Here is a 12886-nt window from a genome sequence, read left to right on the forward strand (position 1 = left end):
GTTTGTTATACAGTTCATTCCAACGAAAAAAGCACTGAAAAGAATTCCTTTTCAGTGCTTTTTAATCATCAAATAAGAATTAAGCTTTCGCAGCTTCTTTTGGTTCGCGGCCTAAAATTGCTTGTAAGACTGTTAAGACACCATATGAAGCTAAGATTGTGTAAATCAAGCTTGAATAAGTTGTAATATCGAAATCCCACGTTTTGTAAATAACTAAAACAATTGCTAAAACAATAGCTGCAAGAACGTTGAAGAATGCAAACGCCCATAGATTTCCGTTCTCTTTACGTGAAAGATAGTAGATCGAAAACCAGATGCTTAAAACACCCCAAGCGATACAGACTAAAATAGCTGCCCAATAAATAATAAATGCTACCACGAAGTTTCACCTCACTTTTATACATTATGTATTCTATCACGTTCTCTTTTGTTTGTCATGAAAAGACAGTGAAAAAGGGAACATTCTTAACGAGTTCAATTAGCAGGAAAGACAGCAATTTTATTTTTGTGCGAATATGTTTTCTCTCCACTCCATCTTTACGTTATAATAAACCTATTAGGAGATGAGACGATGCAAACAATCGATGAAACGAAAGCACGCACTTTAATCAAACAGGCGGAACAAATCACCTTTTTAACAGGTGCAGGTGTTTCAACAGCATCTGGCATACCCGATTATCGCTCGCTATCTGGTATTTATCACGGGATCGAACGCCCTGAATACTTATTAAGCCAGACCTGCATGCGTGAGGAGCCAGAAAAATTTTATTCATTTGTGCAAACGTTATATCATCCTAATGCGAAACCGAATAGTATCCACTTGAAAATAGCCAACATAGCAAAAATAAAAAATACATGGGTCATTTCTCAAAATATCGATGGCCTACATGCAAAAGCAAAAACACAGCAATTAGTTAATTTTCATGGGAACTTGTATGATTGTTATTGTAGGAAGTGTGGTCAAGCTGTTTCAGCAGAAGTATATTTAGTTTCTGATCACCATGAGCAATGCGGTGGACAAATTCGGCCGAATATCGTTTTATATGAAGAAGGCTTAGATGAACAAGCGATAACCGTGTCGATTGAAGCTGTAGCAAAGGCTGATTTGATCGTAATCATGGGTACTAGCTTTCAAGTGCATCCATTTTGTGATTTGATTCATTACGCGAAAGCTACGGCAACCGTTTTAGTGATTAATCAAACACCGATTCAGTTAAACAGAGAGGCTTATTTCTTAAAAGAAGATGCAGTGAAGGTCTTTGAAAATATAGTGACAGAGGAGCTTTAATATGGAAAAAATTAAATCAGAACGACAAAAAATGATCGATGGCGAGCTATACTTTGCTGCAGATCCAGAATTAGCGACAGCGCGCAAATTTGCCAGAGAACAAATGAAACTGATCAATCAAGAAGAAGATGCACAAATCAGACGTCAGCTAGTTGAAGAAACCTTTGGTACGACTGGAACAGGTAGTCATATTGAACCGACAATCAGCTTTGACTATGGGTTCAATATTCATGTTGGGAAAAATTTTTATGCCAATTTCAATAGCATTTTCTTAGATATTTGCCCGATTACAATTGGGGACAACTGTATGTTTGGACCTAATGCACAACTATACTCAGCAACGCATCCGCTACATCCAGTTAAAAGAAATAGTGGCTTAGAGTACGGTAAACCAATCACGATTGGTGATAATGTTTGGCTTGGTGGTGGTGTTGTGATTACTCCAGGGGTTACGTTGGGCGATAATGTAGTCGTTGCAGCGGGGTCTGTGGTAACGAAATCATTTCCAGATAATTGTGTGATTGGCGGCAATCCTGCGAAAATCATCAAGGAAATCGAATTAGATGATAACAAACAGTCCCCACTAATGAGCCAACGAGATAAAATCGATACTTTAGACAAAAAAATCGTCGCTTTATTAGAAGAACGCATGGAAGTTGTCGAAGCAATCGTAGCAATCAAAAAGATGTCCGCTACACAAATTTTAGACACAAATAGGGAACAAGAAGTTTTAACTAAAATCGCGACGTACGTCCAAAACGAAGACTATCAAGAAGTCATCAAAGAAACGTATCAAGGAATCATGGATGCATCCAAACACTTTCAACAAAAACAACTAGATTAAAGATGACAGGAGAGGTTTGAATGGATGGCATAAAAAGACGAGAAGCCATTTTACTACAATTAGAAACAACTGAAAAACCGATCAGTGCCAGTCGTTTTGCCAAAGAATTCAAGGTCAGCCGTCAAATCGTGGTAGGAGATGTTGCACTTTTAAGAGCGGCAGGGTATGAAATTATTGCAACAGCTAGAGGGTACTTACTTGAAAGGGCAGAAGATCAGCAAGGGATTATTCGGAAAATTGCGTGTCAACACTCACCCGCACAAACCGAAGATGAATTGTTGACGATTATCTCATTAGGTGGAGAAGTTATCGATGTTATTGTTGAGCATCCTATTTACGGTGAGTTGACTGGTGGTTTGCATATCAAGATCAAAAAAGCAATAACAGAGTTTGTCGAAAATTATGAAAAAAACAGCACGACTTTATTGTCTGAGCTGACAGACGGTGTTCATCTGCATACGATTCGCTGTAAAGATGAAGTGGCTTTTCAACAAATCAAAGCAGCACTTGAGCTAAAAGATATTTTATATAAAGGATAAAAAACAATGATTTGAGATCAGACTAGTCTAGTTTATCTCGGGTCATTGTTTTTTTTGTGAAATTCTTTGATCTCTTCTTAACTATTTAGTGAACATGTAGCTATCGTAATACGATAATCCAACACATCTTTTCTTTTTTTAGAATAATTTTTAAAGGATCGTTAATTAGACCATTATTTTTTGTAAAATAAAAATGACAAATTTCTATTTACTTTTTTACTTTATAGATATAAAATGTAAGCGTAACCAAAAATAAGAAGGGATGTTTTTTAGTGAGTAGACCAATCGATATTCGTAACACGGTGGAAGACACATATCAATTGTATATTGACGGAAAATGGACAAATGGTTCAGGGAATCAGAAAATTACCAGTTACAATCCAAGTAATGGAGAAAAATTGGCAGATTTTGTTGATGCGACACATGAAGATGTTGATCAGGCAATTGCGGCGGCACAAGCTTCATTCGAGCTGTGGAAAGAGGTAGATGTTGCGACACGGAGTAAATTATTGTTGGAAATTGCTGACTTGATCGATGAAAATACAGAACATTTGGCTTTAGTTGAAACATTGGATAATGGTAAACCTCTACGTGAAACAATGTCGATCGATATTCCGGCTACTGCGGATCATTTTCGTTACTTCGCAGGAGTGATCAGAGCAGAAGAAGGTTCTGTAAAGGACTTTGATCAAGATACATTATCAATCGTACTCAAAGAACCAATTGGTGTCGTAGGTCAAATCATTCCATGGAATTTCCCACTATTGATGGGTGCTTGGAAGTTAGCACCAGCTATTGCTGCGGGTAATACAGTTGTGATTCATCCATCTTCGACAACCTCTTTAAGTTTACTGGAGCTATTCAAGTTATTGGATCAAGTTTTACCAAAGGGTGTTGTTAATTTAATCACAGGTAGAGGGTCTGATTCTGGAAACTATATGTTGGAACACCAAGGCTTTGATAAATTAGCTTTTACAGGATCGACAGAAGTTGGCTACACAGTTGCCAAAGCAGCAGCAGATAAACTAATACCAGCAACCTTAGAATTAGGCGGAAAATCGGCCAATATTATTTTTGACGATGCGAATTGGGAGCGAGCGTTAGAAGGTGTTCAATTAGGGATTTTATTTAACCAAGGACAGGTTTGTTGTGCTGGTTCTCGTGTTTTTGTTCAAGAGGGGATCTACGATACATTTATAGAAGCTCTGAAAGAAAAATTTGAGAGTATCAAAGTCGGTCTCCCGTGGGAAACGGGTGTACAAATGGGTGCGCAAATCAATGAGAAACAATTAAAGGATATTTTAAAATATGTTGAGGTTGGCACAAAAGAAGGGGCTAAACTAGTTACAGGTGGACGTAAGATCACTGAGAATGACTTAGATAAAGGCGCATTTTTGGCACCTACGTTATTAGCAGAAGCTAACAATGCGATGTGTATTGCACAAGAAGAAATATTTGGTCCAGTAGCAACTGTGATCAAGTTTAAATCAGAAGAAGAAGTGATTGCTTTAGCGAATCAATCTGATTATGGGTTAGGTGGAGCCGTATTCTCACAAAATATCAACACAGCCCTGCGTGTTGCTCGTAAAGTTAGAACGGGGCGGATGTGGATTAATACGTACAATCAATTACCAGCAGGTGCACCGTTTGGTGGTTATAAGAAATCAGGTATTGGACGTGAAACGCATAAATCAATGCTGGATGCCTATACACAAATGAAGAATATTTATATTGTGACCAAAGAGGAGCCAGACGGATTATACAATTAATACAAAAAGCATCGCAACCAATTAGCTGCGATGCTTTTTACAATTAATTATTTTCAGCTTCAAATTTTTCAAAAGCAGATTTGATTACTTCTTTCAATGCATTAGCAGATGCATTCATTCGATCTTTTTCTGAATCTGTCAATGGAATTTCAATGACTTGTTTAATCCCTTGGCGGTTGATTACTGCTGGAGCACCGATGTAGATATCATTTTGTCCATACTCACCATCTAAATAAACAGAAAGTGGGAAAACAGAATCTTCATCATCTAAAATCGCTTTTGTGATACGTGCTAAGGCAGCAGCGATTCCATAGAATGTCGCACCTTTTTTCTCAATGATTGAATACGCTGCATCTCTTACGTTAAAGAATAAGTTGACCATCGCTTCTTCATCGACATCTGGATTGTTTTTAACCCATTCGTAAATTTGTAAGCCGGCAACGTTAGCGTGTGACCAAACTGGAAATTCAGTGTCGCCGTGTTCGCCTAAAATATAAGCATGTACGTTACGAGCATCTACATCTACTAATTCAGCGATTGCTTGACGGAAACGAGCTGAATCAAGTGAAGTTCCAGAACCAATAACGCGTTCCTTTGGAAATCCTGAGAACTTCCATGTAGAATAGGTTAAAATATCAACTGGATTAGCAGCGACTAAGAAAATTCCACTAAAACCAGAATCAACGATTGCTGTAACAATTTGTTTGTTGATTTTCAAGTTTTTATGGACTAAATCGATCCGTGTTTCACCAGGTTTTTGAGCGGCACCTGCTGTTAAAACAACAAGGTCAGCATCGTGACAGTCGTCATATGTTGCGGCATAAATCTTTTTAGGAGAAGTAAAAGCTAATGCATGAGATAAGTCAGCGGCATCTCCTTCAGTTTTCTTTGTATCTATATCAATAATACCAACTTCTTGAGCAATATTTTGAGTGACTAAGGCAAAAGCATAACTAGATCCGACAGCGCCATCTCCAACTAAAATTACCTTTTGGTGGTCTTTGTTCCCAACTGCTGCAGTCATGTGTATCATTCCTTTCAGATAATTGTTTTATCACAATGATAATACCACCGTTTGTGAGGTTTGTCACGTTTTTTGTTTTTTAAATTAATACAGTTTTTCAAGGTGTTTCATAAGAAAACTCTTTCATGTGCGTTATTTCACTATTTGTGATTTTGCCAGCGTTTCTTTCTGTAAAATGAAGCTTATAGCTTTTTTAAGAATTTAAAAGCATCGGCAAAGGTTTGTTTTATGGTATAATTGTAAAAAAACTGGGCAGAGGATTTTCCTGCTCGGGTATTTTGTGTTGGAGAATGAATAATGGTGGTAGAAGCACCGTTCGTTAAGGAGAATATAGATAGATGAAAATGATTGTTGGATTAGGCAATCCAGGAAGTAAGTATCAAGAAACAAAACATAATATTGGTTTTATCACGGTAGACGAGATTGCTCAGCGCTACAATGCCACATTTAATAAAAGCCAGTTTGAAGCAGATATTGCTGAGTTTTTTATAGGAACAGAAAAGGTCATGTTGGTCAAACCGCTGACCTTTATGAATGAATCGGGTCGTTCTGTTGGCCCTTTAATGACCTATTACGGTGTTGAAGAGGAAGAATTGATCGTGATTTATGATGACTTGGATTTGGAAATTGGGAAAATTCGGTTACGTGAAAAAGGTAGTGCTGGCGGACATAATGGCATTAAAAGTTTGATTGCACATCTGGGAACAAATGTGTTTCCAAGAATCAAGATTGGCATTGGTCGTCCTATCGGGAGTAACACAGTCGTTCATCACGTACTGACTGGGTTTCCTAAAGACAAGCATGAAGAGATTTTATTAGCCGTGAAAAATGCAGCTGATGCAGCGATTTATACGTGTGAAGGTCATACGTTTGTTGATACGATGAATCAATTTAATGGGAAATAAATAGAATGGTAACTGTTGTCTAGCTGCACGGGCTAACTCCTCGGGAAAAAGATAAAAATAGTTTGTGGTAAAGGACACCACAATCGATTTTTCCTATTTCCAGTCGGAGCTGAACGAGCCCGCTATGCTTTTAAACTATCTAGCTGCACAAATCAATCCTTATGAAAATAGATAATTGTCAGTGAAACAAAGAACGTTTCAATGTCAATTTCCTAATTTTCTACAGGATTAACCGATTTGTTCCGCTTTTGCTTTGAAACACAGTGAATAAAATGAACTGATGTTGAAAAGTACAAGGTGAAGCGAAGCGGAACGTTGTTACCATGTGTTATCTAGCTGCACGGGCTAACTCCTCGGGAAAAAGATAAAAATAGTTTGTGGTAAAGAACACCGCAATCGATTTTTCCTATTTTCCAGTCGGAGCTGAACGAGCCCGCTACGCTTTTAAACTATCTAGCTGCACAAATCAATCCTTATGAAAATAGATAAATTGTCAGTGAAACAAAGAACGTTTCAACGCCAATTTCCTAATTTTCTACAGGATTAACCGATTTGTTCCGCTTTTAAAATTATCTAGCTTCGCGAAACAGTTCCCTCAACAATTAGATAAATCATCTGAAAGACCAAAAGCGTCTTTAAGTTGATTTCCTAAAATTGTTCAGGAACTTAGCGTTTCGCTACGCTTTTAAAATAAGGAGGAGTCTAACGTGAACATCATTGAACGAATTGGTGCAAGTGAGTTGGTCCGAGATTGGCAAATGCAACTAGCTGGAAATACCCGCCAATTGATTACGGGTTTAGCAGGCTCAGCCAAGACATTGGTTATGACCAGTGGGTTTAAACAAAAAAATAAAAAAGTCGTTGTGGCTGTTCCAAATCTTTATTATGGGAATCAGCTAATCGAAGATTTTCGTAATATTTTATCAGATGAAGAAGTGTACCTATTTCCTGTAGATGAGGTTTTATCAGCTGAAATGGCTTTTTCTTCGCCGGAAGCTAGGGCAGAGAGGGTTGCAGCTCTAAACTTTCTTTTGACAGATCAAGCGGGAATCATCGTGGTGCCTGTAGCTGGGTTAAGAAAGTACTTGCCGAGTAAACAGACTTGGGAACAAGCTCAGCTTCACTGGGAACTTGGTGGTGAAATTGAGCTAGATACCTTAGCGCAGCAATTGGTCTTAATGGGCTATCAACGTGAATCCTTAGTGGGCAAACCTGGTGATTTCAGTATTCGAGGCAGTATTGTCGATGTCTATCCGTTGAATTCAGAATATCCAGTTCGAGCAGAGTTGTTTGATATTGAAATTGATTCACTGCGTTATTTTGAAGCAGATACACAACGCTCGGTTGGTACTATTGAATCTGTGACGCTTTCACCGATGACAGACTTAGTCTTTTCAAAAGCAGACTTGAGTCATGGGGAAAAACAATTAACGAATGCTTTAGAAAGACGAGTGGCAATTGCGAAAGACGCTGCTGAAAAAGACTTTCTCCAAGATTATTTTGGTCAGTTGGCAACATCCTGGAATCAAGGGATTCCTACCGATACAGCCCATTACTACACGGACCTTCTATATGAAACGAAAACAACCTTGCTTGATTATCTACCAGAAGATAGCTTGGTCTTTATTGATGACTATGCTCGTATCTTAGAGGCAGAACGTGAGATAATTCGTGAAGAAAATGAATGGCAAGTTCTTAAATTAGAAGAAATGCGCATTTTTCCTGAACAGACTTTTGGTTTAGAGTTTCATGGGCAGGTACGGAAATTGACTTTTGCAACAACCTTCTTTTCGTTATTTCAAAAAGGCATGGGCAATCTCCGTTTTCAAGCAATCCATAATGTTCAATATCGTTCAATGCAACAATTTTTTGGTCAAATGCCATTGTTAAAAACCGAAATGGATCGTTGGCAAAAACAAGATCAAACGGTTGTAGTATTCGTACCAACTAAAGAACGGAGCCAAAAAGTTGAAGAACTGTTTCGGGATTTTGACATTGCAAGTGTGACAGCTGCAGCCGATAGTTTAATAGAAGGGAAAATTCAAATTGTTGAAGGCTCATTGCAATCAGGGTTTGAATTGCCTGTTGAAAAAATCGTAGCAATCACAGAAAAAGAAATTTTCCATACAACGACTAAAAAAAGAGCCAGACGTCAAACTGTTTCTAATGCAGAGAGATTAAAAAGCTATAGTGATTTGAAGAACGGCGATTATGTTGTTCATGCGAATCATGGGATCGGTAAGTATATTGGGATGCAGACATTGGAAGTCGATGGCGTTCACCAAGATTACATCACGATTTTATATCAAAACGATGATAAGTTGTTTATTCCAGTTACTCAGCTAAACCTGATTCAGAAATTCGTTGCTTCGGAAGCGAAATCGCCGAAAGTCAATAAACTAGGCGGTAGTGAATGGAGTAAAACTAAGCGGAAAGTTACGTCTAAAATCGAAGATATTGCAGATGATTTGATTCAATTATATGCGTCCAGAGAATCGGAAAAAGGCTATGCTTTTCCACCAGATGATGCGTATCAAAAAGAATTTGAAGATGCATTTCCCTATAGTGAAACAGATGATCAGTTACGTAGTACGGCTGAAATTAAACATGATATGGAAAAAACGCGACCAATGGATCGTTTATTAGTTGGTGATGTGGGGTATGGGAAAACAGAAGTCGCTTTACGTGCGGCTTTTAAAGCTATCAATAACAATAAACAAGTTGCCTTTCTAGTTCCAACCACGATTTTAGCTCAGCAACATTATGAAACGATGTTGGATCGCTTTGAAGGGTTTCCGGTGGAAGTAGGCTTATTAAGCCGCTTTAGAACGAAAAAACAACAAAGTGAAACCATCGAAAAAATCAAACATGGTCAATTGGATATTGTTGTAGGAACACATCGTTTACTTTCTCAAGATGTGCAATTTAGCGATTTAGGTTTACTGGTGATCGATGAAGAACAACGCTTTGGTGTAAAACATAAAGAACGTTTAAAACAACTGCGGGCACAAGTGGATGTTTTAACCTTGACCGCAACACCGATTCCAAGGACTCTGCATATGTCGATGCTTGGCGTACGTGATTTATCTGTCATTGAAACGCCACCGGAAAATCGTTATCCGATCCAAACCTATGTAATGGAGCATAATTCAAGTGCGATTAGAGAAGCGATTGAAAGAGAAATGGCGCGAGATGGACAAGTTTTTTATCTCTATAATCGTGTAGATACGATTGAGCAAAAAGTGGAAGAAATCCAAGCCTTGGTTCCAGAGGCTAGAATTGCTTATGCACATGGGCAAATGACCGAGGTTCAACTTGAAAATACCTTGTTTGATTTTATTGAACGGCAATACGACGTGTTAGTGACGACCACAATTATTGAAACGGGTGTTGATATTCCAAATGCGAATACGTTATTTGTAGAAAATGCTGATTACATGGGCTTATCAACCTTGTATCAATTGCGTGGTAGAGTTGGTCGAAGCAATCGTGTAGCGTATGCCTATTTTATGTACGAACAGCAAAAGATTTTAAACGAAGTTAGTGAAAAACGATTAGAGGCGATCAAAGACTTCACTGAACTAGGATCAGGCTTTAAAATTGCGATGCGGGATTTATCGATTCGTGGAGCAGGAAATTTATTAGGTGCTCAACAACATGGCTTTATCGATTCAGTTGGGTTTGACATGTATTCACAAATGCTTTCAGAAGCAGTTGCCCGTAAACAAGGGAAAACTATTCAAGATCAAAAAACATCTGTTGAGATTGATCTAGGAATTGATGCTTATTTACCAACTAGTTATATTTCGGATGAACGTCAAAAAATTGAAATTTACAAACGAATTCGTCAACTTGAAAATAGAGATATGTATGATGAACTTGAAGCAGATCTTCTTGATCGTTTTGGCGAATATCCCGATGAAGTCGCTCATTTATTAACAACTGGACAAATTAAAATGGATGGTGATCGCGCCTTAGTGGAAACAATCCGTAAGAGACAACAAGAAATTACGTTTACCTTGAGTAAAATCGGGACGAAAACGTATAATGTAGAACAAATTTTTGAAGCATTATCACACACTCAGTTAAAAGCAGATCTTGCTGTTGATAATGAAAAAATGTCGATTCGTTTGAAATTGCCTAAAGACATGAAAGAAGCTACTTGGCTGCAAGAAGTTGCCTTGTTTACGACAGCTTTGAGACAAGAAAAGTATAAGACTGTAACTGTTGAGGCAGAATGAAAACGGGTCTGTTACGCTTTTAGACTTATCTAGCTTCATGAGCCAGTCTCTCGGGAAAAGATAAAAATAGAGTGAGGCAAAAAGCACCGCAATCGATTTTTCCTATTTTCCAGTCAAGACTAAACGGGCTCATTCAGCTTTTAAACTTATCCAGCTTCACAGGCTAGCTCTTCGGGGAAAAGATAAAAATCGCATGTGACCAAGAGCGTCACAGTCAATTTTTCCTATTTTCCAGTCAGAGCTAAACGAGCCTGTTCAGCTTTTAAACTTATCTAGCTTCATGAGCTAGTCTCTCGGGAAAAAGATAAAAATAGAGTGAGGCAAAAGCACCTCAATCGATTTTTTCTATTTTTCAGTCGAGACTAAACGGGCTCATTCAGCTTTTAGAATCGGAGGTAATGCAATGGCGCACAAAGAAATGCGGTCGATGATGCAAGGGGCGGCGATTTTAACGGTCGCATCGTTTATTGCCAAAGTGTTAAGTGCAGTTTATCGTGTGCCTTTTCAAAATCTAGTTGGTGATGAAGGTTTTTATGTCTACCAACAAGTGTATCCAATCTATGGTATTGCGATGACCTTAGCATTGTCAGGGATGCCACAGTTTATTTCAAAAGTAGTAGCGGAGCAATCAGATATTAGTGGGCAGAAAAAGGTTTTACAACAGCTGTTTCCCTTTGTTTTTATGATTGCCGGTTTGTGTTGGGCGTTTTTCTTTTTAGGAAGTCATGAAATTGCCTTTATGATGGGAGACTATCGCTTAGCTTCATTGATTCAAGTCGTTTCTTTTACATTCTTGTTGGTTCCTGTCCTATCTTTTTATAGAGGGAATTTTCAAGGACACTTATTGATGATCCCGAGTGCTGTTTCTCAAGTGATGGAACAAATTGTTCGAGTGGGTGTGATCTTGATTGCGGCTTACTCTTTTAGTCAGTTTGGTTGGTCGGTGTATCAGACAGGAACGATCGCGATGGGCGGTGCATTGTTAGGTGGGATTGTTGCAGCAGGGATTCTTTGGTATTATGATCGGAAAATCCGTGTGGGAAGTTCTGCGTATCTGACGCAATGGAAAGTTGAAAAAGGTTCTGGAGAACTATTTGGTCGTTTAGTCATAGAAGGCGGAATGGTATCGCTATACAGTGCTTTTTTGATTCTCTTTCAACTAATTGATTCATTTTTGATTAAAAATTCCTTAGTTGCAGCAGGAATCAGTGATTCAGCGGCGAAAATAGATAAAGGTGTTTATGATCGAGGACAGCCTTTAGTTCAATTAGGCTTGGTTGTTGCGCTAGCCTTAAGTTCAAGTTTTTTACCGGCGTTAACAAAGTATTTTATGAGTCGAGAAGAAGGTCGGTTTTTACAAGCCGCCAAAATATTTTTACGTTTAACAACAACGATTGCGGCTGCTGCATCGATCGGGTTAGCATTATTACTTCCTTATATGAACTTTGCTTTGTTCAAAGATTATCAGGGAAACGGTGTTTTAGGTGTATATGTATGTTCAATTGCTTTTATGGCAATTATCCAAGCATATCAAAGTATTTTACAAAGTCAAAATCGTTTTATCGTATCTATGGTATCAGCAGGAATCGGCTTGCTGACAAAGCTCTTTTTAACGAGCCCGTTGACGTTTGCTTGGGGAACACTTGGAGCGAGCGTTTCAACCATTGCGGGGTTAATCGCAACGCTATTTTTCTTGATCCTTTTTTCCAAAAAAGCAATCAATCACTTTGCTGTTGAAAATCATTTCACTAGAAAGTTGATTATCAGTTTAGGATCAATGGGATTTGTGTTACTCTGTTATCAAGGCGTGATTGCTCTATTTTTAGGAGTGGTTAGTCATCGTGGACAGGCGTTGCTGATCACCATCATCGGAGTTTTACTCGGTGGCGGAACATTTATTTATATCATTATTAAAATTAAACTATTTACAATTCGGGAATGGCTAACATTACCGTTTGGAGCAAAAATATTAAGAATGAAGAGGTAAGGGTATGCGTTTAGACAAATTTTTAAAAGTTTCACGAATTATTAAAAGAAGACCTGTAGCCAAAGAAGTAGCAGACAAAGGCCGGATCCAGATCAATGGTATCCTAGCGAAATCATCAAGCAATGTCAAAATTGGTGATCAAGTCAAAATCCAATTTGGTAATAAAATCTTAGAAATCGAAGTTCTTGAACTTCGTGATTCAACGAAAAAAGAAGATGCAGAAAAGATGTATCAGGTTATTTCAGAGAAAAGAGTCGAAAATAGTGATAATTTAGATTAGACAAGCTTC

Annotated in this window: 10 protein-coding genes; 8 read left to right on the forward strand and 2 right to left on the reverse strand. The window is 38.2% G+C overall.

The window, feature by feature from the left end; translation table 11 throughout:
* Positions 1–79: 79 nt before the first annotated feature.
* Complete coding sequence (locus A5866_RS13140; protein ID WP_086276943.1) at positions 80–379, reverse strand: hypothetical protein; 300 nt, start codon at positions 377–379, stop codon at positions 80–82.
* Between the two features lie 192 nt (positions 380–571).
* Here A5866_RS13140 and A5866_RS13145 point away from each other — a divergent pair, with 192 nt between their 5' ends.
* The 4 genes from A5866_RS13145 to A5866_RS13160 all read left to right on the forward strand — a co-directional run bounded on the left by A5866_RS13145 (position 572) and on the right by A5866_RS13160 (position 4440).
* The gene (locus A5866_RS13145) at positions 572–1288 is read left to right on the forward strand and encodes an NAD-dependent protein deacylase (protein ID WP_086276939.1); all 717 of its coding nucleotides are present in this window, start codon (positions 572–574) and stop codon (positions 1286–1288) included.
* 1 nt (position 1289) lies between these two features.
* Positions 1290–2132 (forward strand): chorismate mutase, encoded by an 843-nt coding sequence (locus tag A5866_RS13150; RefSeq protein WP_086276936.1) that lies wholly within the window; start codon positions 1290–1292, stop codon positions 2130–2132.
* A 20-nt stretch (positions 2133–2152) separates the two neighbouring features.
* Positions 2153–2671: a transcription repressor NadR gene (locus A5866_RS13155; protein WP_086445146.1), complete on the forward strand. Its 519-nt coding sequence runs from the start codon at positions 2153–2155 to the stop codon at positions 2669–2671.
* 272 nt (positions 2672–2943) lie between these two features.
* Positions 2944–4440 carry an aldehyde dehydrogenase family protein gene (locus A5866_RS13160; RefSeq protein ID WP_176332595.1) on the forward strand — a complete coding sequence of 499 codons (1497 nt, stop codon included), beginning with the start codon at positions 2944–2946 and terminating at the stop codon, positions 4438–4440.
* A 43-nt stretch (positions 4441–4483) separates the two neighbouring features.
* Here A5866_RS13160 and A5866_RS13165 read toward each other — a convergent pair whose 3' ends face one another.
* Positions 4484–5464 carry an L-lactate dehydrogenase gene (locus tag A5866_RS13165; protein ID WP_025873392.1) on the reverse strand — a complete coding sequence of 327 codons (981 nt, stop codon included), beginning with the start codon at positions 5462–5464 and terminating at the stop codon, positions 4484–4486.
* Positions 5465–5802: 338 nt separating this feature from the next.
* On the opposite strand from A5866_RS13165, the gene pth reads away from it, so the two are divergent.
* The 4 genes from pth to A5866_RS13185 all read left to right on the forward strand — a co-directional run bounded on the left by pth (position 5803) and on the right by A5866_RS13185 (position 12877).
* Positions 5803–6369 carry an aminoacyl-tRNA hydrolase gene (gene pth, locus A5866_RS13170; RefSeq protein ID WP_086276932.1) on the forward strand — a complete coding sequence of 189 codons (567 nt, stop codon included), beginning with the start codon at positions 5803–5805 and terminating at the stop codon, positions 6367–6369.
* Positions 6370–7076: 707 nt separating this feature from the next.
* Positions 7077–10610: a transcription-repair coupling factor gene (mfd, locus tag A5866_RS13175; RefSeq protein WP_086445145.1), complete on the forward strand. Its 3534-nt coding sequence runs from the start codon at positions 7077–7079 to the stop codon at positions 10608–10610.
* A gap of 403 nt (positions 10611–11013) precedes the next feature.
* The gene (locus tag A5866_RS13180; protein ID WP_086276927.1) at positions 11014–12597 is read left to right on the forward strand and encodes a putative polysaccharide biosynthesis protein; all 1584 of its coding nucleotides are present in this window, start codon (positions 11014–11016) and stop codon (positions 12595–12597) included.
* A 4-nt stretch (positions 12598–12601) separates the two neighbouring features.
* Positions 12602–12877 (forward strand): RNA-binding S4 domain-containing protein, encoded by a 276-nt coding sequence (locus A5866_RS13185; protein WP_086276924.1) that lies wholly within the window; start codon positions 12602–12604, stop codon positions 12875–12877.
* The last annotated feature ends 9 nt before the right edge of the window (positions 12878–12886 follow it).

The sequence above is a fragment of the Enterococcus sp. 12C11_DIV0727 genome (genome assembly GCF_002148425.2).
In the GTDB taxonomy this organism is placed as follows: Bacteria; Bacillota; Bacilli; order Lactobacillales; family Enterococcaceae; genus Enterococcus_L; species Enterococcus_L lemimoniae.